At 75.4% G+C, this 22,679-nt stretch carries 24 protein-coding genes; 7 read left to right on the top strand and 17 right to left on the bottom strand.

The window, feature by feature from the left end:
- Positions 1-230 precede the first annotated feature (230 nt).
- Together GQS52_RS15340 and GQS52_RS15335 are read right to left on the bottom strand one after the other, a co-directional pair.
- Positions 231-839 (bottom strand): sigma-70 family RNA polymerase sigma factor, encoded by a 609-nt coding sequence (locus GQS52_RS15340; RefSeq protein WP_275946476.1) that lies wholly within the window; start codon positions 837-839, stop codon positions 231-233.
- A 272-nt stretch (positions 840-1,111) separates the two neighbouring features.
- Positions 1,112-1,723 (bottom strand): response regulator transcription factor, encoded by a 612-nt coding sequence (locus tag GQS52_RS15335; protein WP_182313975.1) that lies wholly within the window; start codon positions 1,721-1,723, stop codon positions 1,112-1,114.
- A gap of 412 nt (positions 1,724-2,135) precedes the next feature.
- On the opposite strand from GQS52_RS15335, the gene GQS52_RS15330 reads away from it, so the two are divergent.
- Both GQS52_RS15330 and GQS52_RS15325 read left to right on the top strand, forming a co-directional pair.
- Complete coding sequence (locus GQS52_RS15330; protein WP_182313974.1) at positions 2,136-2,444, top strand: WhiB family transcriptional regulator; 309 nt, start codon at positions 2,136-2,138, stop codon at positions 2,442-2,444.
- A gap of 242 nt (positions 2,445-2,686) precedes the next feature.
- A complete protein-coding gene (locus GQS52_RS15325; protein WP_182313973.1) occupies positions 2,687-3,337 on the top strand; it encodes an MOSC domain-containing protein in 651 nt (216 codons plus the stop codon).
- A 162-nt stretch (positions 3,338-3,499) separates the two neighbouring features.
- On the opposite strand, the gene groL is transcribed toward GQS52_RS15325, so the two are convergent.
- Both groL and groES read right to left on the bottom strand, forming a co-directional pair.
- A complete protein-coding gene (gene groL / locus GQS52_RS15320) occupies positions 3,500-5,125 on the bottom strand; it encodes a chaperonin GroEL (protein WP_182313972.1) in 1,626 nt (541 codons plus the stop codon).
- A 112-nt stretch (positions 5,126-5,237) separates the two neighbouring features.
- Positions 5,238-5,546 (bottom strand): co-chaperone GroES, encoded by a 309-nt coding sequence (gene groES / locus GQS52_RS15315; RefSeq protein ID WP_182313971.1) that lies wholly within the window; start codon positions 5,544-5,546, stop codon positions 5,238-5,240.
- A gap of 218 nt (positions 5,547-5,764) precedes the next feature.
- On the opposite strand from groES, the gene GQS52_RS15310 reads away from it, so the two are divergent.
- Complete coding sequence (locus GQS52_RS15310) at positions 5,765-7,024, top strand: methyltransferase domain-containing protein (RefSeq protein WP_182313970.1); 1,260 nt, start codon at positions 5,765-5,767, stop codon at positions 7,022-7,024.
- A gap of 4 nt (positions 7,025-7,028) precedes the next feature.
- Here GQS52_RS15310 and GQS52_RS15305 read toward each other — a convergent pair whose 3' ends face one another.
- The 4 genes from GQS52_RS15305 to tsaB all read right to left on the bottom strand — a co-directional run bounded on the left by GQS52_RS15305 (position 7,029) and on the right by tsaB (position 9,682).
- Positions 7,029-7,286, bottom strand: coding sequence for a hypothetical protein (locus GQS52_RS15305; protein WP_182313969.1), 258 nt, complete (start codon positions 7,284-7,286; stop codon positions 7,029-7,031).
- Positions 7,283-8,473 carry a tRNA (adenosine(37)-N6)-threonylcarbamoyltransferase complex transferase subunit TsaD gene (tsaD, locus tag GQS52_RS15300; RefSeq protein WP_182313968.1) on the bottom strand — a complete coding sequence of 397 codons (1,191 nt, stop codon included), beginning with the start codon at positions 8,471-8,473 and terminating at the stop codon, positions 7,283-7,285. Before tsaD ends, GQS52_RS15305 begins: the two co-directional genes overlap by 4 nt.
- Positions 8,466-8,948, bottom strand: a complete 483-nt coding sequence (rimI, locus tag GQS52_RS15295; RefSeq protein WP_182316470.1) for a ribosomal protein S18-alanine N-acetyltransferase — start codon at positions 8,946-8,948, stop codon at positions 8,466-8,468. The genes tsaD and rimI overlap by 8 nt, the downstream gene beginning before the upstream one ends.
- Before the next feature lie 62 nt (positions 8,949-9,010).
- Positions 9,011-9,682, bottom strand: coding sequence for a tRNA (adenosine(37)-N6)-threonylcarbamoyltransferase complex dimerization subunit type 1 TsaB (gene tsaB, locus GQS52_RS15290; RefSeq protein ID WP_182313967.1), 672 nt, complete (start codon positions 9,680-9,682; stop codon positions 9,011-9,013).
- Between the two features lie 106 nt (positions 9,683-9,788).
- Between tsaB and GQS52_RS15285 the strand changes: the two genes are divergently transcribed.
- Positions 9,789-10,388: a L,D-transpeptidase gene (locus tag GQS52_RS15285; protein WP_259370788.1), complete on the top strand. Its 600-nt coding sequence runs from the start codon at positions 9,789-9,791 to the stop codon at positions 10,386-10,388.
- 196 nt (positions 10,389-10,584) lie between these two features.
- Here GQS52_RS15285 and GQS52_RS15280 read toward each other — a convergent pair whose 3' ends face one another.
- The 8 genes from GQS52_RS15280 to GQS52_RS15245 form a co-directional block, all read right to left on the bottom strand.
- Complete coding sequence (locus GQS52_RS15280; protein WP_182313966.1) at positions 10,585-10,809, bottom strand: hypothetical protein; 225 nt, start codon at positions 10,807-10,809, stop codon at positions 10,585-10,587.
- Positions 10,810-11,007: 198 nt separating this feature from the next.
- Positions 11,008-11,496, bottom strand: coding sequence for a tRNA (adenosine(37)-N6)-threonylcarbamoyltransferase complex ATPase subunit type 1 TsaE (gene tsaE / locus GQS52_RS15275; protein WP_259371123.1), 489 nt, complete (start codon positions 11,494-11,496; stop codon positions 11,008-11,010).
- Positions 11,497-11,654: 158 nt separating this feature from the next.
- Positions 11,655-12,959, bottom strand: a complete 1,305-nt coding sequence (locus GQS52_RS15270; protein ID WP_182313964.1) for an alpha/beta hydrolase — start codon at positions 12,957-12,959, stop codon at positions 11,655-11,657.
- On the bottom strand, positions 12,956-14,128 hold the full coding sequence (gene alr / locus GQS52_RS15265) for an alanine racemase (RefSeq protein ID WP_259370787.1): 1,173 nt from the start codon (positions 14,126-14,128) through the stop codon (positions 12,956-12,958). Before alr ends, GQS52_RS15270 begins: the two co-directional genes overlap by 4 nt.
- A 263-nt stretch (positions 14,129-14,391) precedes the next feature.
- Positions 14,392-15,870 (bottom strand): NAD(P)H-hydrate dehydratase, encoded by a 1,479-nt coding sequence (locus GQS52_RS15260; protein WP_182313963.1) that lies wholly within the window; start codon positions 15,868-15,870, stop codon positions 14,392-14,394.
- 139 nt (positions 15,871-16,009) lie between these two features.
- A complete protein-coding gene (locus GQS52_RS15255) occupies positions 16,010-16,378 on the bottom strand; it encodes a holo-ACP synthase (RefSeq protein ID WP_182313962.1) in 369 nt (122 codons plus the stop codon).
- Positions 16,375-18,222, bottom strand: a complete 1,848-nt coding sequence (gene glmS, locus GQS52_RS15250) for a glutamine--fructose-6-phosphate transaminase (isomerizing) (RefSeq protein ID WP_182313961.1) — start codon at positions 18,220-18,222, stop codon at positions 16,375-16,377. The genes GQS52_RS15255 and glmS overlap by 4 nt, the downstream gene beginning before the upstream one ends.
- 140 nt (positions 18,223-18,362) lie before the next feature.
- Complete coding sequence (locus GQS52_RS15245) at positions 18,363-18,596, bottom strand: hypothetical protein (protein ID WP_182313960.1); 234 nt, start codon at positions 18,594-18,596, stop codon at positions 18,363-18,365.
- A gap of 181 nt (positions 18,597-18,777) precedes the next feature.
- Between GQS52_RS15245 and coaA the strand changes: the two genes are divergently transcribed.
- Entirely contained in the window at positions 18,778-19,764 is a 987-nt protein-coding gene (coaA, locus tag GQS52_RS15240) for a type I pantothenate kinase (RefSeq protein ID WP_182316467.1), read from the top strand.
- A 67-nt stretch (positions 19,765-19,831) separates the two neighbouring features.
- On the opposite strand, the gene GQS52_RS15235 is transcribed toward coaA, so the two are convergent.
- Positions 19,832-20,413, bottom strand: a complete 582-nt coding sequence (locus GQS52_RS15235; RefSeq protein ID WP_182313959.1) for a hypothetical protein — start codon at positions 20,411-20,413, stop codon at positions 19,832-19,834.
- A 70-nt stretch (positions 20,414-20,483) separates the two neighbouring features.
- On the opposite strand from GQS52_RS15235, the gene GQS52_RS15230 reads away from it, so the two are divergent.
- Both GQS52_RS15230 and GQS52_RS15225 read left to right on the top strand, forming a co-directional pair.
- Positions 20,484-21,413, top strand: a complete 930-nt coding sequence (locus GQS52_RS15230; protein ID WP_182313958.1) for a DUF389 domain-containing protein — start codon at positions 20,484-20,486, stop codon at positions 21,411-21,413.
- Positions 21,414-21,679: 266 nt separating this feature from the next.
- On the top strand, positions 21,680-22,624 hold the full coding sequence (locus GQS52_RS15225; RefSeq protein ID WP_182313957.1) for a DUF389 domain-containing protein: 945 nt from the start codon (positions 21,680-21,682) through the stop codon (positions 22,622-22,624).
- Positions 22,625-22,679 lie beyond the last annotated feature (55 nt).

Raw genomic sequence — 22,679 nt, 5'->3', positions numbered from 1 at the left:
CCATGTGGTCTTGCCCGGCCGGGTTTGTCCATGGTACTGGCCCTGCGGGAGACACCCGGACGCTCGGCCGGTGGCGTGCGTCCCACCCCGCCCCGCCCCGCTGCGGTCCTGAGCGGTCCTGCGCGGGCCCGTCCGGTCCGCGGCTCCCCGGGGGCGTGTTCGGGGCTCCCGTCCCCGGGTTCCGGGGCGGGGCCCGGTACGGGTGCCCGGCACGGGGTACGGGTACGGGGTCAGGCCGTCAGGTCGGTGGGGCCGGAGTCCCTTCCCGTCCCCTCGGCCAGTGCGCGCAGCCTGTTGAGCGCGCGGTGCTGGGCGACCCGCACCGCCCCGGGGGACATCCCCAGCATCTGGCCGGTCTCCTCCGCGGACAGGCCGACGGCCACCCGCAGCAGCACGAGTTCGCGCTGGTGCTCGGAGAGGTTGGCGAGCAGCGTCTTGGCCCAGGCCGTGTCGCTGCTGAGCACGGCACGCTCCTCGGGGCCGAGGGAGTCGTCCGGCTGCTCGGGCAGGTCGTCCGCCGGGAGGGCGGTGCCGGCCCCGCGCATCGCGGCCCGCTGCAGGTCGGCGACCTTGTGGGAGGCGATGGCGAGGACGAACGCGTCGAAGGGGCGGCCCTCGTCGCGGTAGCGCGGCAGCGCGCACAGGACGGCCAGGCAGACCTCCTGGGCCAGGTCGTCCACGAAGTGCCGGGCGTCCCCCGGGAGCCGGGAGAGCCTGGTGCGGCAGTACCGCAGTGCCAGCGGGTGGACGTGCGCGAGCAGGTCGTGGGTGGCCTGCTCGTCGCCGTCGGCCGCGCGACGTACCAGGGCGCCGATGGCCGGTTTCTCGTCGTCGCGCACCGGTCCATGGTGCCTTGTCCCGCCGGTGTCCGCGCCACCGTTCGCGCACTTGTGCACCGAAGCGTTATGCGGAGGCCGGCGCGGGGCCTCCCCCGCCGTCGTGTCATGCACCGTCCGCCCCGCCCGCCGGTCCCCGAGGTAATCCATGCATCAAGGATGCGTCCTCGCGCCGGAAACCGGGGGCAGCCCCGTTCGACCGCCGCCCGCACCGGGTGGTGCGGGACGGCGATCCGCGGGAGGCGCGGGGCACCGCGCGGCGGGCGGTCACGTCCTCAGCGGACCAGGCCCCAGCGGAATCCGAGCGCCACGGCGTGCGCCCGGTCCGAGGCTCCCAGCTTCTTGAACAGCCGGCGGGCGTGGGTCTTGACCGTGTCCTCGGAGAGGAACAGTTCGCGGCCGATCTCCGCGTTGCTGCGGCCGTGGCTCATCCCCTCCAGGACCTGGATCTCGCGGGCGGTCAGGGTCGGGGCGGCGCCCATCTCGGCGGACCGGAGCCGGCGCGGGGCCAGCCGCCAGGTCGGGTCGGCGAGGGCCTGGGTGACGGTGGCCCGCAGTTCGGCGCGCGAGGCGTCCTTGTGCAGGTAACCGCGGGCGCCGGCGGCCACGGCCAGCGCGACGCCGTCCAGGTCCTCGGCGACGGTGAGCATGATGATGCGTGCGCCCGGGTCGGCGGACAGCAGCCGCCGGACGGTCTCGACCCCTCCGAGGCCCGGCATGCGCACGTCCATCAGGACCAGGTCGGACCTGTCGGCGCTCCAGCGGCGGAGGACTTCCTCGCCGTTGGTCGCGGTCGTCACACGCTCGACGCCGGGCACGGTGGCGACCGCGCGCCGGAGCGCCTCTCGGGCAAGCGGGGAGTCGTCGCAGACGAGGACGGAAGTCATGACCGCCCTCCGCAGCTGATCCGCGTCACGTTGAGCCTCCTGGCTGTTACGAATCGTCGTCTCGGCGGTGGCCCGGCGAACACCCGGCAGGCATGTGCCCGGGGCTCGTTCTGCCAGCCGCCCATGCACCTTCAACGACGGTCACTCGAAAGAGTTACGGGTACGGCAGCCGTCTCCAGCACTCTACGTGATTGTCCCGATACGGAACGGATTCGCCGCGCGCCGGGCCGCGTCACTCGCCGGCAACCCTCTGCGACGAACCCCTTCACAAGTGAAGCTTTTGTCTGTTTTTAGCCGTTTGGACCCGGTATGTGGTGGAGAGGGGTGTTGATCCATGGAGGGGTAATGAGTCATATTTACAGCTGCTTAGACAGTATTTCTATCGAGTTCGGCAACTACGAGGGGATGAGCGATGGCCGACTTCTCCCGGCTCCCGGGGCCCAACGCCGACCTGTGGGACTGGCAACTGATCGCGGCCTGCCGCGGTGTGGACAGCTCGCTGTTCTTCCACCCCGAGGGAGAACGCGGGGCCGCCCGGAGTTCGCGCGAGGCCGCCGCCAAGGAGGTCTGCATGCGCTGCCCCGTGAGGGCCGAGTGTGCGGCCCACGCACTGGCGGTGCGCGAGCCGTACGGAGTCTGGGGCGGAATGACGGAGGACGAGCGCGAGGAGATGTACGGCCGGGCCCGGCACCGGCTGGTCGGCACCGGCGGGCAGCCGTGACCCGGCTGCCGTAACCACTGAGAAAAAACGTTTCTTCTTCCTGTGCGGACGCCCGGGAGGACGGCCCCGACACGGTGGCCGGGCCTCGCGGGCGTCGTCGCGCCGGGCCCCGGACGTTACCGCCCCGGCACGCGGGGCAGGCGCAGCGGTGTCCCCGCCGGCGTCCGGGGCCCGCACCCCCGGGCCCCGGACGCCCTCCCCGGACAGCACCGGGGCGTCCGCGCAGCGCAGGAGGAGTCGTGATGAAGCTGCTCTCGGTCAATGTCGGCAGGCCCCGTCTGAACCCCTGGCAGAGGCGGGCGGCCACCGGGATCGACAAGCAGCCGGTGGACGGCCCCGTCGCGGTGGCCGCCCCGGGCCCGGAGGACGCCGGGGCGGTCGGGCTGGCCGGCGACCGGGCGTACGACACCAGGCACCACGGCGGCCGGGACCAGGCCGTCTACGCCTATGCGCGCGAGGACCTGGACCGCTGGGAGCGGGAACTGGACCGGGATCTGCCCGACGGGGTCTTCGGGGAGAACCTGACGACCGAGGGGGTCGACGTCAACGGCGCCCTCGTCGGCGAACGCTGGCGGGTGGGGGACTCGGTCCTGCTGGAGGTCTCCGGCCCCCGCACCCCCTGCGGCACCTTCCAGGGGTGGCTGGGCGAGCAGGGGTGGGTCAGGCGGTTCACCCGGGCCGCGGCGCCGGGGGCCTACCTGCGCGTGGTCGAGCCCGGCGAGATACGCGCGGGCGACCCGGTGGTGGTCGAGCACCGCCCGGACCACCGGGTGAGCGTGGCCCTGGCCTTCCGGGCGATCACCCTGGAACCGCAGCTGCTGCCCCTGCTGCCCGCGGCCGGGTCCGCCCTGCCGGACAGGCTCGCCGACCGGGTGCGGCGCCGGGCCTCCTGACAGGCCCCCGGTCCGTCGGCGGGGCCGGGAGGGCCGGCGGGGCCGGGAAAGGCGCCGGGAACGGGACGGGCCCGGGGCCCTCCGGCACCGGCCGCCGCCCGCACGGGTGCGGGCGGCGGCCGGTGCTCGGGGGCTCCGGGCCCGGGAGACCGACGGGGTGCGTCAGTGGGAGTGGCCGTGACCGTGGCCGGCGGCCGCGGGCTCCTCCTCGGCCGGCTTCTCGACCACCAGGGTCTCGGTGGTGAGCAGCAGGGAGGCGATGGAGGCGGCGTTCTCCAGGGCGGAGCGGGTGACCTTCACCGGGTCGATGACGCCGGCCTTGACCAGGTCGCCGTACTCGCCGGTGGCGGCGTTGAAGCCGTTGCCGACCTCGAGCTCCGCGACCTTGGAGGTGATGACGTAGCCCTCCAGGCCGGCGTTCTCGGCGATCCAGCGCAGCGGCTCGACGACCGCGCGGCGGACGACGGCGACACCGGTGGCCTCGTCGCCCTCCTTGCCCAGGTTGTCGGCGAGGACCTTGGAGGCGTGCACCAGGGCGGAGCCGCCACCGGAGACGATGCCCTCCTCGACCGCGGCGCGGGTCGCGGAGATGGCGTCCTCCAGGCGGTGCTTGCGCTCCTTGAGCTCCACCTCGGTGGCGGCGCCGACGCGGATGACGCACACGCCGCCGGCCAGCTTGGCGAGGCGCTCCTGGAGCTTCTCGCGGTCCCAGTCGGAGTCGGTCGCGGCGATCTCGGCCTTGATCTGGGAGACGCGGCCCTCGATCTCGGCCTTGTCGCCGCTGCCGTCGACGATGGTGGTGTCGTCCTTGGTGACGGTCACGCGGCGGGCGGTGCCGAGCACGTCCAGGCCGACCTGGTCGAGCTTGAGGCCGACCTCCTCGGCGACGACGGTGCCGCCGGTGAGGGTGGCGATGTCGCCCAGCATGGCCTTGCGGCGGTCGCCGAAGCCCGGGGCCTTCACCGCGACGGCGTTGAAGGTGCCGCGGATCTTGTTGACCACGAGGGTGGACAGGGCCTCGCCCTCGACGTCCTCGGCGATGATCAGCAGCGGCTTGCTGCTGCCGCCCTGGATGATCTTCTCGAGCAGCGGCAGCATGTCCTGGATCGAGGAGATCTTGCCCTGGTGGATCAGGATGTAGGGGTCGTCGAGGACGGCCTCCATGCGCTCCTGGTCGGTCACCATGTACGGGGACAGGTAGCCCTTGTCGAAGGCCATGCCCTCGGTGAAGTCCAGCTCCAGGCCGAAGGTGTTGGACTCCTCGACGGAGATGACGCCGTCCTTGCCCACCTTGTCCATGGCCTCGGCGATCAGCTCGCCGACCTGCTTGTCCTGGGCGGACAGCGCGGCGACGGCGGCGATGTCCTCCTTGGAGTCGATCGGACGGGCGGTCTTCAGCAGGTCCTCGGAGACCGCGGCGACCGCGGCGTCGATGCCCTTCTTCAGGGCGGCCGGGGAGGCGCCGGCGGCGACGTTGCGCAGGCCCTCGCGCACGAGCGCCTGGGCGAGCACGGTGGCGGTGGTGGTGCCGTCGCCCGCGATGTCGTTGGTCTTGGTCGCCACCTCCTTCACCAGCTGGGCGCCGAGGTTCTCGTACGGGTCCTCGATCTCGACCTCGCGGGCGATGGTCACACCGTCGTTGGTGATGGTGGGGGCGCCGAACTTCTTGTCGATGACGACGTTGCGGCCCTTGGGGCCGATCGTCACCTTCACGGTGTCGGCAAGCTTGTTGACGCCGCGCTCGAGCGCGCGGCGGGCGTCCTCGTCGAACTTCAGGATCTTGGCCATGACTGCAGTCCTACCTCGTCGGTTTCCTCAACAGGCCGCGCCCCGGGTCCCCGGGTCGGAACGACACGGCTCGCCGGGGCGCGGTCAGAAAAATCTCCGGTGCTGTACCGGATTACTTCTCGACGATCGCGAGGACGTCGCGAGCCGAGAGGACGAGGTACTCCTCGCCGTTGTACTTCACCTCGGTGCCGCCGTACTTGCTGTAGAGCACGACGTCGCCGACGGAGACGTCGAGCGGCAGGCGCTGGCCGTCCTCGTAGCGGCCCGGGCCCACGGCGAGGACGACGCCCTCCTGGGGCTTCTCCTTCGCGGTGTCCGGGATGACCAGGCCGGAGGCCGTGGTCTGCTCGGCCTCGAGCGCCTGGACCACGATGCGGTCCTCGAGCGGCTTGATGGCAACCTTGGTGCTGGCGGTCGTCACGATCCGACCTCCCCCTTCGGAGAGCTCACGGGGTGTCTGATTAGGGGTGGCGACCTGGTGGATCCGTCGTCGCGGGTGCCGGATCCGCCCCGTCGCTCTTTGGCACTCCCCTGTGTCGAGTGCCAACGCCGAGACTAGGACGGCGTTAGCACTCCGTCAACTAGAGTGCCAATGTCGGCGCGGCGCACGCGCCCCGCGGCCCCTGGGAGAATGGCCCGGTGACCGCGACAGCCGACTCCCCCGACGACCTCGCCGCCCTGCTGACCGAGGAGGGGCAGGCACTGCTGGAGGTCCTGCGCGACCACGACCCCGCGCAGGAGCTGGCCCTGGCCACCCGGCTGCGCCGGGACCACCCGGCGCCCCTGGTCTCCGCGGCGCTGGCCCAGGCCCGGCTGCGGCAGCGCGCCGCTGCGAAGTTCGGCGAGGACGCGCGGCGCATGTACTTCACCCCGAACGGCGTAGAGCAGTCCACCCGCGCGGCCGTGGCCGAGTACCGGGCCCGCCGGTTCGCCGCGCTGGGGGTGCGGCGGGTGGCCGACCTGTGCGGCGGGATAGGCGGGGACGCGCTCGCCCTGGCCCGCGCCGGGATCGAGGTGCTGGCGGTCGACCGCGACCCGGCGGCCTGCGCCGCGGCCCGGGCCAACGCCGCCGCGCTGGGCCTGTCCGGCCTGGTCGAGGTGCGCCGCGCGGACGTGACCGAGGTCGACACCTCCGGCTTCGACGCGGTCTTCGTCGACCCGGCGCGCCGCGGCGGGCGGGGCGGCCGGGGCAGGATCTTCGACCCCGAGGCGTACTCGCCGCCGCTGTCCTGGGCGGTGGAGGCCGCCCGCAGGACGCCGTTCGCCGCGCTGAAGGTCGCGCCGGGCATCCCGCACGAGGCGGTGCCCGAGGAGGCCGAGGCGGAGTGGGTCTCCTGCGGCGGGGACGTGAAGGAGGCCGTGCTGTGGTTCGGCACCGCCCCCGGGGCGCGCCGCGCCACGCTCCTGCCCGCCGCGCACCCACTGCCGGACGCCGGGCACTCGCTGCCGGGCGCCGGGCACCCACTGCCGGGCGCCGGGCACTCGCTGCTGGGCGCCGGCCTGCCCGACCCCGAGCCGGGCCCGGTCGGCCGCTGGCTGTACGAGCCGGACGGCGCGGTCGTCCGCGCCCACCTGGTCGCCGACGTCGCCCGGCAGGTCGGCGGCCGGCTGATCGACCCGACCATCGCCTACGTCACGGCCGACTCCCTGGTGCCGACCCCGTACGCGAGCGCGTACGAGATCACCGACGTGCTGCCGTTCAACCTCAAGCGGCTCAAGGCCCTGCTGCGCGAGCGCGGCGTCGGGGTGCTGACGGTGAAGAAGCGCGGCTCGGCCGTGGAGCCGGAGGAGGTCCGGCGGCGGGTGCGCCCGCAGGGGCCGAACGCGGCGACCGTGCTGCTGACCCGCGTCGCGGGGGCCCCCACGATGCTCGTCGGCCGGCCCGCCGGGGCGGACTGAGGGGTCAGTCCACCGCGACGGACTCGAAGCGCCAGCGGTGGGGCGGGCGGCGCAGCAGCCCGGCCGGGGCGTCGGGCAGTTCGGGGACGTCGGCGTCGTGGCCGCCGTCCCACCAGGTGACGACGAGGACCCGGTCGGCGGGGGCGGCGAAGGTCTCCCGGCGCAGGGGCTCGCGCGGCAGCCGCTGCGCCCGGGCCCAGGAGAGCAGCTCGCCGCCCCGGCCCTCCGCGGCCCGGGCCTCCCACATCAGCGCGACGGTCACGGGTACAGGTTCTCCCTGCTCAGCTCGTGGACGTGGTCGTGGTCGTGGGTGTGCCCGCGGCCCCCGTGGCCGTGCCCGGGCAGGCGGACCTGGCCGTGGGGGCGGGAGCCGGGGGTGCCGTGGGTGTCGTCGGCGCCGTGGGTGTGCCCGGGCACGGAGACCTCGGTGACCGGGAGGGAGGAGTCGGCGGGCAGGTCGAGGGTGGAGGCGGGCCGGTTGCGGGCGACCATCTCCGCGCCGAGGGCCGCCACCATCGCCCCGTTGTCGGTGCACAGCTTCGGCCGCGGCACCCGCAGCCGGATGCCGGCGGCGGCGCAGCGCTCCTCGGCCAGCGCGCGCAGGCGGGTGTTGGCCGCCACCCCGCCGCCGATCATCAGGTGGTCGACGCCGTTGTCCTTGCAGGCCCTGACCGCCTTGCGGGTGAGCACGTCGGCCACCGCCTCCTGGAACGAGGCGGCGACGTCGGCGACCGGCACGTCCTGCCCGTCGCGGCGGCGGGCCTCGATCCACCGGGCGACGGCGGTCTTCAGCCCGGAGAAGGAGAAGTCGTAGGCGGCGTCCCTCGGGCCGGTCAGGCCGCGGGGGAAGCGGATGGCGTCCGGGTCGCCCTCGCGGGCGTGCCGGTCGATCGCCGGGCCGCCGGGGAACCCGAGGCCGAGGACCCGGGCGACCTTGTCGAACGCCTCCCCGGCGGCGTCGTCGATGGTCGAGCCGAGCGGGCGGACGTCGGAGGTGATGTCGGGGGCGAGCAGCAGCGAGGAGTGGCCGCCGGAGACCAGCAGGGCCATCGTCGGCTCGGGCAGCGCGCCGTGCTCCAGCTGGTCCACGCAGATGTGCGAGGCCAGGTGGTTGACGCCGTAGAGGGGCTTGCCGAGGGCGTAGGCGTACGCCTTGGCGGCGGCCACGCCGACCAGCAGCGCCCCGGCGAGCCCGGGGCCCGCGGTGACCGCGATGCCGTCCAGGTCGGAGGCGGCGACCCCGGCCTCCTTCAGGGCCCGCCGGATCGTGGGGACCATCGCCTCCAGGTGGGCGCGGCTGGCGACCTCCGGGACCACGCCGCCGAAGCGGGCGTGCTCGTCGACGCTGGAGGCGACGGCGTCGGCCAGCAGGGTGTGACCGCGCACGATGCCCACGCCGGTCTCGTCGCAGGAGGTCTCGATGCCGAGGACCAGGGGTTCGTCAGCCATGGGTGGTGGTTCCTTGGACGGGTGCGGAGGCGGGGTCTGCCAGGCGCATGACGAGTGCGTCGACGTTGCCCGGTTGGTAGTAGCCGCGGCGGAAGCCGATCGGTTCGAAGCCGAAGCGCTCGTAGAGGCGCTGGGCGCGGAGGTTGTCCACCCGCACCTCCAGCATCACCTCGGCGCACTCGAAGGCGGTGGCCGCCGCGATCAGCTCCTTCAGGAGCCGGGGGCCCAGTCCGGTGCCCCACCGGTCGCGGGCGGCGGCGATGGTCTGCACGTCACCGGTGTCGCCGGCGACGGCCAGCCCGGCGTAGCCGACGACGCGGCCCGTCGACGGGTCCTCGGCGACGACGTAGTGGCGGGTGGCGCGCGGGTGCCGGGCGTCGGCCAGCTCGGACCAGAACATCCCCGGCGACCAGGCGTCGTCGGGGAAGAGGTCGTGCTCCAGCTCCGTCACCGGCTCGACGTCCCACCAGCGCATCTCGCGCAGCACCGGGTCCCGGGGGCGCGCCGTGCCCGGCGCCGTCGTGGTGCCCACCGTGCTCACCGGGGCAGGACCGTCTTGTAGCCGGCCGGGACCTGCGCGTCGGGCCGCCGCAGGTACATCGGCTGCACGGGGAGGAACTCCCCGCCGGACGCGATCCGTTCGGCGGCCAGCGAGGCCAGGGCGGCGGCGGAGACGTGCTCGGGGCCGGAGGGCAGCAGGCCGGTGAACACCTCCGGGTACAGGGCCGCCCCCGCGCCGACGGCCGGCAGGCCGGCGACCCGCTCGGCGACGTCCGCGGGCCGGTCGACCGACGGCTCGCCCTCGCGGGCGCCCGGCCCGGCGTACCGGGCCCAGTAGACCTCCTTGCGGCGGGCGTCGGTCGCGACCGCGAAGGGGCCGTCGACGAGCCCGGAGCGCACGGCCTCGTGGGCGATGCCGTCCAGCGTGCACAGGCCGTGGACGGGCACGTCCAGCGCGTCGCCGAAGGCCGCTGCGGTGACCAGGCCCACCCGCAGGCCGGTGTACGGCCCGGGGCCGACCCCGACCACCACGCCGGTGACGTCGGCGATCGCGGCACCGGCCTCGGCGAGCACCCGGTCGACGGCGGGCAGCAGCAGTTCGCCGTGGCGGCGGGCGTCCACCTCGGTCGACCGGGCGAGCACCCGCTCTCCGTCGTGCACGGCCACGGTGACGGCCGGGGTTGCGGTGTCGAAAGCGAGGAGCAGCACGGGCCAAGCCTACGACCCGCCCGGGCCTCCCTGTGCCGGACGACCCCCGCGGGCCTGGCACGATGGGCGGCATCGACAGCTGACGCAGGCGGAGGGTGGCGCGGACGTGGCAGGGATCAGGCCCGGGGTGCAGGTGGCGGCGCTCACCGTGGCGGCGCTGGTGGGGGTCGGCGCGCTGGCCGTCCAGGCCGCGGAAAACGCCCCGGAGGCGGCCGCGCAGCCGCAGGCCACGGCGTCGCCGTCGGCCTCGCCCACGGCGTCGGCGCGGCCCACCGCGGAGGCCGGCGGCGACGGCTCCGGGGAGCCGGGGGCCGCCTCGCCCGCCGTCCCCGCGCAGTCCGGGTCCGGGAAGCGGGTCGTCTACTCGCCGGCCGACGGCCGGGTCTGGCTGGTCGGCGCGGACGACAAGGCCCTGCGCACGTTCACGGTGGTGCCGGCGCCGCTGACCCCCGCCCCGGGCGAGTACCGCGTGACCTCGATGTCCCCGCCCGGCGGGCAGGTGCAGGGGTCGGACGGCGTGCCGGTGGAGCACATCGTCCGGTTCGCCGTGGTGGACGGGGCCGCCGTCGGCTTCTCGGCGGCCGTGGACGGCTCGCTGCCCACGCCGACGCCCGGCCAGCAGACCGGCGGGATCCGCGAGAAGCGCACGGACGGCAAGGCGTTGTGGGAGTTCGCCGAGGTCGGCACGCCGGTCGTCGTGGTCTGACGCGGCCGTCCGGTCCGGCACCGGCCGCCGTGGTCCGACGCCGGCCGTGGTGGTCCGGCACCGGCCGGAGCGGGCCTTCACAGAAGGGGCGCGCGCCACGCGGCGTGCGCCCTCCCCAGTGTGCCGACGGGCCCGCGGACGCCCGCGTTCCCGGGCGGCGCGACAGCGGACCCAGGGCAGGGCCCCGGGCAGGGCCTCAGGCGGCGCGGTGGGTGTCGTCGGGGGCTTCGGGGGGCGTGGAGACCGCGTTCGCGGCGGCGCAGGACGCCAGCAGCTCCTCCATGGAGGCCGCGTGCGGGTCGGCGTACGGATGCGGGTGGGGGCGGCCGTCGTCCCCGGGGCGCCGCTGCGGCGCCGGGGCCTCGGACCGTTCGTGGCGCGCCCGGTCGCCGGCCGCGTCGTTCGTGTTCCGGTCCGACATGAGTGCCTCCTGGCGCAGGGGGTCGGGTCTCCCTGACACTCGCCTCCATGTGAACACGCCGGACACACCGGACGCAACATCGTTCCGACACCGTGTCGGAAAACCGGGCGCGGGGGCCGTCCGGCCCCCGGCGCACCGGGCGCGGTCCCGCCCGGCGGCCCCGGCTCGCGGCGGCCCCGGCGCCGGCGGCCGGACGGGCTACACGCCTTCCGGCGCGAGGTCCTCCAGGCGGACGTCCGCCCAGCGGGGGCCGATCCCGGTGAACGTCACCCGTCGCGGGTCGTCCCCGTCCTCACCCGCGCCCGCGTCCCCGTCCCCGTCGGCGCCTCCGAGCTGCCGCTCGACGACGATCTGCAGCCGCGCCTCGGAGAGCTCCTCGACCTTGCCCTCGCCCCACTCCACGACGACCACCGACTCCGGCAGGGAGACGTCCAGGTCGAGGTCCTCCATCTCCTCCAGCCCGCCGCCGAGGCGGTAGGCGTCGACGTGCACGAGCGGGGGACCCTGCCGCAGGGAGGGGTGGACCCGGGCGATGACGAACGTCGGGGAGGTCACTGCGCCGCGCACGCCGAGGCCCTCGCCCAGGCCGCGGGTGAACGTGGTCTTGCCCGCACCCAGGTGGCCGGAGAGCAGCACCAGGTCGCCGGCGCGCAGCAGGGCGGCCGTGCGGCGGCCCAGCTCGCGCATCCGCTCGGGGGTGTCCGCGGTGACGGTGACGGTGGGCCCGGTGCCTGTCGGGCGGGTGACGGCGGGGCCGGTGCCGGTGGGACCGGTGACGGGGCGGTCGGCCGCCGGGTCGGCGGCGGGGGCGGCGGGGCCGGTCGGTCGTTCCATGTCCTCGGATGTTACGCGGCGCCGGGCGGCGGACCGCCCTTCGGCCGCCGGGCGGGCCCGTCCTCCGGGCCGCGGGCCGACTCGCGCACGGCGTCGGGCAGGGGCGCCCCGGCGCGTTCGGCGGCCCGCACCAGCAGGGCGGCCATCTCGCGGTTGACCGTCCCGGGGTGCTCCATCATCACCAGGTGCCCCGCGTCCTCCACCACGACCAGGACGGCGTCCGGCAGCGCCTCGGCTATCGCCGCGCTGTGGTCGGCCGGGGTGAGCAGGTCGCCGTCGCCGGCCAGCACCAGGGTGGGCACGCCCTCCAGGGCGGCCAGCGCCTCCGCCTTCTCGTGCTGGGTGAAGGCTGGGAAGAACTCGGCGACCACGTCGATGGGCGTGGACTCCAGCATCCGCTCGGCGAACCGGGCCACCACCGGGTCGACGTACGAGCCGAAGGCGTAGCGCTTGACCACGGTCGCGAACAGGTCGGCGGTCGCCCGTCGGCCCCGCTCCACCAGGTCCACCTGGGTGCTCAGGGCCCGCAGGAGGCCGGGGACGACCCGGTGCAGGGCGCGGGCGCCAACGGCCGGCAGGCCCAGCGTCACCGTGCCCAGCCTGCCCGCCGAGGTGCCCACCAGCATCACGCCCGCGACCCGCTCCCGCACGTACTGCGGGTACTGGTCGGCGAACGCCATCACCGTCATGCCGCCCATGGAGTGCCCGGCGAGGACCACGGGCCCCTCGGGGACGAGCGCGTCCAGGACCGCCTTCAGGTCGCGCCCCAGCCGGTCGATGCCGACCGGCTCGCCCGCGGCCCCGGCACGTCCCAGGCCGGACCGGCCGTGGCTGCGCTGGTCCCAGTAGACGGCGCGCACGCGGCCGCGCAGCGCGGCGCGCTGGAAGTGCCAGGAGTCCTGGGTGAGGCAGTAGCCGTGGCAGAACACCACGGTCAGCGGGGCGGGGACCGCCCGCCGGCGGGGGCGGAGCGGGCCCGTGCGCCACCGGCCGTCGCGGTACCGGCGGCGCGGGCGCTCCCGCTGTTCAGGGCCCGGTTCCGTCTCGCAGTACAGCTCGGTGCCGTCCTCGGCGGTCACCGTCACGGGCGTGCCGCGCAACGTGCCGAAGGGCCCCGCTGTGTCCAGTGCCAGCCGGGCCCTGCGGCGCACCGACCGGCCGACCGTCATGCGCTCCAGGGCCACCCCGACGGCGGCGCCCGCGGCCGCCACGCCCACGACCGGGCCCAGGCCGCCCGCCCGGGACCGGCGGCCCACCGCGTCGGCGGCGCGGCGGCCCGCGCCGCCTGCGGCTGCCCGTGCTGCGTGGTCGGTCATCGGGGCCGGGCTTCCCCGTCCGCGGGGAGCTCCCCCAGGTACACCCGGGGCACCCGCCGGCCGATCCGGGTGACGATCTCGTAGGCGATGGTGCCCGCCGCGCGGGCCCAGTCCTCGGCCGTCGGCTCCCCCGCGTCGCCGGGCCCGAACAGCACCGCCCGCTCGCCAGCCCCGGCGGTGTCCCCGCCCAGGTCCACCACGAACTGGTCCATGGCCACCCGCCCCGCGACCGTGCGCCACTTCCCGGCCACCAGCACGGGGCCGGTGCCGGAGGCGTGGCGCGGGACGCCGTCGGCGTACCCGACGGGCACGAGCGCCAAGGTCGTCTCCCCCGGGGTGGTGTAGTGGTGTCCGTAGCTGACGCCGTGCCCGCCGGGCACCTTCTTGACCAGGGAGAGGGAGGCGCTGAGCGTCATGGCCGGGCGGAGCCCGAACTCGGCCGGCCCGGCGATCTGCGGCACCGGCGAGATGCCGTAGACCGAGACGCCGCTGCGGACCAGGTCGAAGTGCGACTCGGGAAGGGTCAGCAGGGCCGGGGAGTTGGCGTGGTGGCGCACCTCGGGGTCGATCCCGGCCCGCTCCGCGTGCTCCACGGCCTCCCGGAAGGACGCCAGCTGGGCGGCGATCGAGGGGTGCCCGGGCTCGTCGGCGCAGGCGAAGTGGGACCACAGGCCGGTCACCTTCACGGTGCCCTCGGCCTCGGCGGCGCGGGCGGCCGCGACCAGCTCGGGCCAGTCGGCGGGCTGGCAGCCCGCCCGGCCCAGGCCGGTGTCGGCCTTGAGGTGCACCCTGGCCGTCCGGCCCGCGGCGCGGGCCGCGGCGGCGGCCTCCTCCAGCGCCCATGGGGCGCTGACCGAGACGTCGACGTCCGCCTCGACCGCCTCCTGCCACGGGCCGCCCGGGGTCCACACCCAGCACAGCACTCGGGCCTGCCCGGGGCCGATGCCGGCGGCGCGCAGCGCCAGCGCCTCCTCGGGCAGGGCCGTGCCCAGCCAGGTGGCCCCGGCCTGCACCGCGGCCCTCGCGCAGGGCACCATGCCGTGGCCGTAGGCGTCGGACTTGACCACTGCCATGAGCTGGGCGTTCCCGGCGCGGGCCCGCAGGGCCCGGACGTTGTCCCGTACCGCGGCCAGATCCACCTCGGCCCGGGCGCGCATCGAAGTCTCCATCCCCGCCAGTGTCTCACCGGGGCCCGGCGGGCCCCGGGAGGGGAGCCCGGCAGGAAGCCGCGCCGGGCCGGCCGGCCCCTCCCCCCTCCCGCCACCGGTACGGGCCGCCGGGGCGTGTCGCGACGCGGGGCCGCACGGGGCTGCACGGGGCCGTCGGGCCGACAGGCTGCACGGGCCGTCGGGCCGACAGGCTGCACGGGGCCGTCGGGCCGACAGGCTGCACGGGCCGTCCGGGGCGGCGGAAGGCCCGGGCGGGCGCGGGGTCAGTGCGCGGCGCCGCGCACGTCGCGCCAGGCGGCGGGGAGTTCACCGGCCAGTTCGTGGGCGCCGAAGGGGGCGCCGTCGCGGCCGGCCGCCCGCCGTCCGGCCAGTCCGTGCAGGTAGGCGGCGGCCGAACCGGCGTCGAACGCGCTCAGTCCGCTCGCCAGCAGCGAGCCCGCCAGCCCCGACAGCACGTCGCCGCTGCCGGCGGTGGCCAGCCAGCCGGTTCCGGTCGGGTTGGCCCGCACCGGGCCGCCGCCCGGCGCGGCGACCAGTGTGGTCGAGCCCTTGAGCAGCACCGTCGCCCCGTAGGCGTCGGCCAGTCGGCGCACGTGCTCCAGCCGCCGGGCCTCGACGTCCTCGCGGGCGACGTCCAGCAGCGCCGCCGCCTCCCCGGCGTGCGGGGTCAGCAGTACCTCGGCGGTGCGCCCGGCGAGCGCCCCGCGCGCGGGGCGTCCCAGCCCCTTCAGGTGCCTGAGTCCGTCCGCGTCGACCAGCACGGGCACGTCCGAGGCCAGTGCGTCCTCCAGCGCCACCCGCGCCGACGCGTCCTCCCCCGCCCCCGGTCCGACCGCCCACGCCTGCACCCGGCCGGCCTGCGAGGGCCGTCCCGTGCTGACCAGGGTCTCGGGGAAGCGGGCGATCACCTCCCGGGCGGCGGACCCGGCGTAGCGCACGGCGCCGGCCCCGCCGTGCAGCGCGCCCGCGACGGCGAGCACCGCCGCCCCGGGGTAGCGGGCCGACCCGGCCGCCACGCCGAGCACCCCGCGCCGGTACTTGTCGCTGCGCGCGCCGGGGACGGGCAGCAGGGCCGCCACGTCCGCGTGCTGCAGCGCCTGCACCGCGGGGCCGGGCAGGTCGGGGCCCAGCCCGATGTCGACCAGGTGGACCGTTCCGGCGAACCCGGCAGCCGGGTCGACGAGCAGGCCCGGCTTGTGGGTGCCGAAGGTGACCGTGACGTCGGCCCGCACCGCCTCCCCTGCCACCTCGCCGGTGTCGGCGTCCACCCCGCTGGGCAGGTCGACGGCGACCACCGCCGCGCCCGAGCCGGCCGCGGCGCGGGCCAGGGGCACGGCCGCGCCACGCAGCCCCCCGCGCCCGCCGATGCCGACGATCCCGTCGACCACCAGGTCCGCCCGGCGCACCAGTTCCTCCCCGGCGGCCGGGTCGCCGGTCGTACGGCCGCCGGCCGACCGCAGCGCGGCCAGCCCGTCGGGGTACGCCTTGCCCGGGGAGAGCAGGACGGCGGTCACCGAGGCCCCGCGCCGGGCGAGGCGGGCCCCGGCGTACAGGGCGTCACCGCCGTTCGCGCCGCTGCCGACGAGCAGCACCACCCGCGTCCCGTAGGCGCCGCCGAGCACCCCGGCGCAGACGGCGGCCAGCCCCGTGGCGGCGCGCTGCATCAGCGCGCCCTCGGGCAGGCGGGCCATCAGCGCGGCCTCGGCGGCGCGGACGTCGTGGACCGTGTGTGCGCTGCGCATGCACTCCTCCTGCCCCCGCCGACGGCGGATCAGCCCTCGCCCGACCCGCTGCCGCCCGGTCGGCCCCGGCCCGCCGGGCCGCCCCGGCGCCGCGGGGCGGTCAGGCGGGGCGGTCCGGCGGGCCGTGCGTCCCGGGCGGTCAGCCCTCGGCGATCACCACGGCCGAGGCCACGCCGGCGTCGTGACTGAGCGACACGTGCCAGGTGCGCACGCCGAGTTCGGCCGCGCGCGCGGCCACCGTACCGGTCACCTCGAGCCGGGGGCGGCCCGAGTCCTCGGTGACGACCTCGGCGTCCTTCCAGTGCAGGCCGGCGGGCGCGCCGAGCGCCTTGGCCAGGGCCTCCTTGGCGGCGAACCGGGCGGCCAGCGAGGCGGTGCCGCGCCGGGCGCCGCCGGGCAGGTGCAGCTCGTCGTGGGTGAAGAGCCGCTCGGCCAGCCCGGGGGTGCGTTCCAGGGACAGGCCGAAGCGGTCCGTCTCCGCGACGTCGATGCCGACCCCGACGATCACTCCACCGTCACCGACTTGGCGAGGTTGCGCGGCTGGTCCACCTCGTTGCCGCGGGCGGTGGCCAGTTCGCAGGCGAAGACCTGCAGCGGGACGGTGGAGACCAGCGGCTGGAGCAGCACCGGGGTGGCCGGGATGCGGATCAGGTGGTCGGCGTAGGGGACGACCGCCTCGTCGCCCTCCTCGGCGATCACGATGGTGCGGGCGCCGCGGGCCCGGATCTCCTGGATGTTGGAGACGATCTTGTCGTGCAGCACGGAGCGGCCGCGCGGCGAGGGCACCACGACGACGACCGGCAGGTCGTCCTCGATGAGCGCGATCGGGCCGTGCTTGAGCTCGCCGGCGGCGAAGCCCTCGGCGTGCATGTAGGCGAGCTCCTTGAGCTTGAGCGCGCCCTCCAGCGCCACCGGGTAGCCGACGTGCCGGCCCAGGAACAGGACGGTGTTCTTGTCCTTGAGGGAGCGGGCCAGCTCGCGCACCGGCTCCATGGTCTCCAGGACCTGGTCGACCTGCCGGGAGATGTCGGCCAGCTCCTGGATCACGGAGGTGATCTCGTCGCCCCACTTGGTGCCGCGGACCTGCCCGAGGTAGAGGGCGACCAGGTAGCAGGCGACCAGCTGGGTCAGGAACGCCTTGGTGGAGGCGACGGCGACCTCGGGGCCGGCGTGCGTGTAGAGCACGGCGTCCGACTCGCGCGGGATGGTGGAGCCGTTGGTGTTGCAGATGGCGAGGACCTTGGAGCCCTGCTCGCGGGCGTGCCGCAGCGCCATCAGCGTGTCCATCGTCTCGCCGGACTGGGAGATGGCCACGACCAGGGTGCGCGGGTTGAGGATCGGGTCCCGGTAGCGGAACTCGCTGGCCAGCTCGACCTCGCAGGGGATGCGGGTCCAGTGCTCGATCGCGTACTTGGCGATCATGCCGGCGTGGAAGGCCGTGCCGCAGGCCACGATGACGATCTTGTCGGTCTCGCGCAGCACCGCGTCGGGGATGCGCACCTCGTCCAGGGTGAGCCGGCCGTTCGCGTCGATCCGGCCGAGCAGGGTGTCGGCGACCGCCTTGGGCTGCTCGGCGATCTCCTTGAGCATGAAGTAGTCGTAGCCGCCCTTCTCGGCGGCCGAGGCGTCCCAGTCGACGTGGAACTCGCGCACGTCCGCCGGGGTGCCGTCGAAGTTGGTCACCGTGACGCCGTCGCGGCGCAGTTCGACGACCTGGTCCTGGCCCAGCTCGATCGCCTCGCGGGTGTGGGCGATGAAGGCGGCGACGTCGGAGGCGAGGAAGTTCTCCCCCTCGCCGCGGCCGACGACCAGGGGGGAGTTGCGGCGGGCGCCGACGACCACGTCGGGCTCGTCCGCGTGCACGGCCACCAGGGTGAAGGCGCCGTCCAGGCGGCGGCAGACCTGCCGCATGGCCTCGGCCAGGTCCCCGCAGGCCGAGAAGTTCTCGGCGAGCAGGTGGGAGACGACCTCGGTGTCGGTCTCCGAGGCGAGCTCGTGGCCGCGCTCGGCGAGCTCGGCGCGCAGGGCCGCGAAGTTCTCGATGATGCCGTTGTGCACGACCGCCACCCGGCCCGCGTTGTCCAGGTGGGGGTGGGCGTTGGCGTCCGTCGGCCCGCCGTGGGTGGCCCACCGGGTGTGGCCGATGCCGCAGGTGCCGGCCGGCAGCGGGCGCTCCGACAGCGCCTTCTCCAGGTTGGCCAGCTTGCCGGCCTTCTTCTCCGAGGCCAGCCCGCTGTCCGCGAGCACCGCGACCCCCGCCGAGTCGTAGCCGCGGTACTCCAGCCGCTTCAGACCGGCGATGACGACGTCCAGGGCGGACTGGGCGCCCACGTAACCAACGATTCCGCACATGCGTGCCAGCTTATGCGGCCCCGGGACCGCCGTTGTCCACCCATGAGGGCCGAAAGCACCCCGAAAGCCCCCCGGAAACCCGGGGAGAACGCTCCGGCGGACCTTGCGGAGCCGGCGGCCGGACGGGTTCCGGCAAGGGGTCAGCGGCCTCGCGCTATGCGTTCCGCGGCCTCGCGCAACAGGTTGAGGTACTCGATTTCCTCACAGCGCGGTTTGCTCCCGGCGTGGTACATCTCCAGCCAGTCGTCGAGGTTCTCGCCGAAGTCGTCGTCCGGGAGGTCCTCGCTGAGATCGCCGCACACCTGCCCCGCGAACTCCTCGTCGGAGGCGGAGAACCGTCCTCTTCTCCGTAACAATCCCGTAAGGAAAGACATGCGGACCCCCTTGTGGCACTCCTCGTCTGCGGTCCCCCCGGCGGACAGTAGCCCCGTCCCCCGGCCCGGGGACAGGGTCGTGCACGCCCCGGTCGCCGAACCGCCCCTCCCCGCCCCCGGCTCCCCCGGCGCCCCGGGACCCGGCCGCACCGGGACGGATGCGCACAATGGGCACGTGCCGATGACGACCGAGCCGCGCCGCCGCGCCGAGCCCGCGACCGCCTCCCCCTACGTGGACCTGTCCCGTGCCCAGTGGAGCGCGCTGCGCGAACGCACCCCGCTGCCGCTGACCGCCGAGGAGGTCGAGCGGCTGCGGGGCCTGGGCGACGTCGTCGACCTGGACGAGGTCCGCGACATCTACCTGCCGCTGTCGCGCCTGCTCAACCTCTACGTGGGGGCGTCCTCGGGCCTGCGCGGCGCGCTCAACACCTTCCTCGGCGACACCGGGCGGGGCCGGGGTCCGCAGCCCGGCACCCCGTTCGTCATAGGCGTCGCGGGCAGCGTCGCGGTCGGCAAGTCCACCACCGCCCGCCTGCTGCAGGCGCTGCTCGCCCGCTGGCCCGAGCACCCGCGGGTCGAACTGGTCACCACCGACGGCTTCCTGCTGCCCAACGCCGAACTGGAACGCCGCGGCCTGATGTCCCGCAAGGGCTTCCCCGAGTCCTACGACCGGCGGGCGCTGACCCGGTTCGTCGCGGACGTCAAGTCCGGCAAGGACGAGGTGAGCGCCCCGGTCTACTCGCACCTGGTCTACGACATCGTGCCCGGCGAGCGCCTGGTGGTCCGCCGCCCCGACGTCCTGATCGTCGAGGGGCTCAACGTCCTCCAGCCCGCCCTGCCCGGCAAGGACGGCCGCACCCGCGTGGCACTGGCCGACTACTTCGACTTCAGCGTCTACGTCGACGCCCGCACCGAGGACATCGAGCAGTGGTACCTGGCGCGGTTCCGCAAGCTGCGCGAGACCGCCTTCCAGGACCCCTCCTCCTACTTCCGCCGGCACACCCAGGTCTCCGAGGAGGAGGCCCTGGAGTACGCGCGGCTGATGTGGCGCACCGTCAACCGGCCCAACCTCGTGGAGAACGTGCTGCCCACCCGGGGCCGGGCCGGGCTGGTCCTGCGCAAGGGCCCCGACCACAAGGTGCGGCGGCTCAGCCTGCGCAAGCTTTGACGCGGGGCCGGCCCGGCGGCCGGGCGGCCGGGCGGTCAAGTGGCCCGGCGGCCCGACGGCGCCTGGGTCAGAAGCTCATCGCGCGGACGTGGTTGACGCGGTTCATCACGTCCGCGACGGCGAAGGGCGAGTTGACCGGCACCATCGTCGAGTGGAATCGGCCCCCGCTGTTGACCGTCACCTGGACGTGGCCGGTGGTCCTCGTCTCCTTGATGAGCAGGAAGAACAGGCCGAGCAGGCAGAAGAGGAAGAAGACAATGGCGAGCACCACGGCGTAGGCCGGCATGCTCTGCTCGGTGCGGGACATGTCGGTCGCGGTCCACACCGCGCCCTTGAGCGGCATCGGGCCCGCCGGGGTGAGGACAGTGTCGGCCGTCACCGCGATGTCCCCGATCGTCATCAGCGGCACGCCCCCGCCGAGCGGCATTCCCGCGCCGGCCGGCATTCCGCCACCGGTCGGCATTCCCGCGCCTGCCGGTGCGCCCGGGGGGAACGCGCCTCCGTGCACCGGCCCCGGAGTCCCCGCGGGCGGCTGCTGGGGGTAGCCGTACGAGGGGCCGGGGTAGCCGTAGGCAGCCGGTCCTCCGCCGGGGTGTCCCGGCCCGGGCGGGCCGAATCCGCCTTCTCCTGGCTGCGCGGTGTTCGTCATGCGACTGGATTATGCTGCACCGGCCGCGCTCGCCCGGCATCCTCATCTCCTTTGCACCAGAAGGACCTTGATGCTGCATCTGCGCCTGATCGTGCCCTCCGCCCGCACGGAGGAGGTGTGCGCCCTCCTGGAGGAGAGGGCGGGCACCGCGCACCTGGTCGTGCTGCCCGGGGCGGCCCGCACCCCGCCCGGCGACGTGGTCACGTGCGACGTCGCCCGCGAGGCCGCCGACGAACTGCTGGACGACCTGCGCGGCCTCGGCCTCGACGAGCACGGCTCCATCTCGGTGGACAGCGTGGACCTCTCGCTCTCCCGGCAGGCCGAGCAGGCGAAGGACGAGGCGCCCGGGGAGGGCGCCGACGCGGTGGTGTGGGAGTCCCTGGTCGAGGAGACCCACGAGGAGTCCACCCTCACCGCCACGTTCCTGGCCTTCCTCACGGTGGCCACCATGCTGGCGGCCTGCGGCGTGGTGCTGGACAGCGCGATCCTGATCGTGGGCGCCATGGTGGTGGGCCCCGAGTTCGGCCCGGTGGCGGGACTGTGCGTGGCCCTGGTGCGGCGGCGCGCCGACCTGGCCTGGCGCTCGGTGCTGGCCCTGCTGGTCGGCTTCCCCGTGGCGATGCTCCTGACGGTCGCCTTCAGCTGGCTCATGGGCGGGCTGGACCTGTTCACCGACGCCCGGGTCCACGCGGACCGGCCCAACACCTCGTTCATCTGGGACCCGGACCCGTTCTCCTTCGTCGTGGCACTCCTCGCCGGCGTCGCCGGGATGCTGTCGCTGACCTCCTCGAAGTCCGGCGCCCTGGTGGGGGTGGCGATCTCGGTGACCACCGTCCCGGCCGCGGCGAACGCCGCCGTGGCGCTGACCCTCGGCGACCACCGGCAGATGTGGGGCTCCTCGCTCCAGCTCGCCGTGAACCTGGCCGGCATCGTGATCGCGGGCACGCTGACACTGCTCGTCCAGAGGTTCTTCTGGACGAGGCGCCGCGTGCACGCCTGACCCCCGGCGGGCGGCCCCCCGCGGCCCCCACGGCCGCCCCGGCCCGACGGCCGCCCCGGCCCGACGGCCGCCCCGGCCCGACGGCCGGCGGGTGCTGCCGGGCGTCCGGCCGGACGGCCCCGCGCGCGGTCCCGCGGACGGGCGCCCAGGATGGCCGTACGGGGCGGGCGCCCGCCCCGCCGTCCCCTCCGGACCGGGCGCGGAACGAACAGCCGTCGGCCACGCCCGGCCCGGCGGCCGTTCCCCGCACGCCCGGGAGGCTCCGGATGCTGCACCTGCGCCTGATCGTGCCCGCCGACCGCACCGGTGAGGTGTGCGCCCTGCTGGAGGGCCGGCCGGGCACCGCCCACCTGGTCGTGCTGCCCGGGGCGGCCCGCGACCCGGCCGGCGACGTGGTCATGTGCGACGTGGCCCGCAGCGTCGCCGACGGGCTCCTGGAGGGCCTGCGCGGCCTCGGCGTGGACGAGCGGGGCGCCGTCACGGGCGACACCCTGGAGCTGGTGCTGTCCCGGAGCGCGCGGGAGGCCGAGAGGGAGGCGCCGGGCGAGAACGCCGACACGGTGGTGTGGGAGGCCGTGGTCGAGGGCGTCCGGGACAAGGCCGCCCTCACCCCGGTGTTCCTCGTCTTCATGGCGGTGGCCGTCATGCTGGGGGCCTGCGGCGTCGTGCTGCAGAGCGACACCCTGATCGTGGGCGCCATGGTGGTCGGCCCGGACTTCGGCCCGCTGGCCGGACTGTGCGTGGGCCTGACGGGGCGCGACCGCCGGCTGGCCCGGCAGTCCCTGGCCACCCTGGCGGTCGGCTTCCCCGCGGCGATGCTGCTGACGACCCTCTTCAGCCTGCTGATGCGGGCGACCGGCCAGTTCACCGCGGCGGAGAGCACGGCGGAACGGACCAGCACCGCCTTCATCTGGGAACCGGGCCACCTCGCCCTCACCGTGGCCCTGCTCGCGGGCGTCGCCGGGATGCTGTCGCTGACCTCGTCGAAGTCCGAGGCGCTGACGGGAGTGGCGATCTCGGTGACCACCGTGCCGGCCGCGGCCAACACGGCCGTGGCGCTGGCCTTCGGCAACCTCCAGCAGGTGGGCGGCTCCCTGCTCCAGCTGTTCGTGAACGTGGCCGGCATCGTGGCCGCGGGCACGCTGACCCTGGGCGTCGGGAGGCGGCTCCTGACGAGGCGGCGCGGGCCCGCCTGGCCCCACGGCGGCTGAACCCCACGGCGGCCGAGTCCCCACAACTGCCGAGTCCCCACGGAGGCCGAGCCCC

It is taken from the genome of Streptomyces sp. SCUT-3 (genome assembly GCF_014083985.1).
In the GTDB taxonomy this organism is placed as follows: domain Bacteria; phylum Actinomycetota; class Actinomycetes; order Streptomycetales; family Streptomycetaceae; genus Streptomyces_H; species Streptomyces_H thermolineatus.
This window is presented reverse-complemented; position numbering and strand designations above follow the sequence as displayed.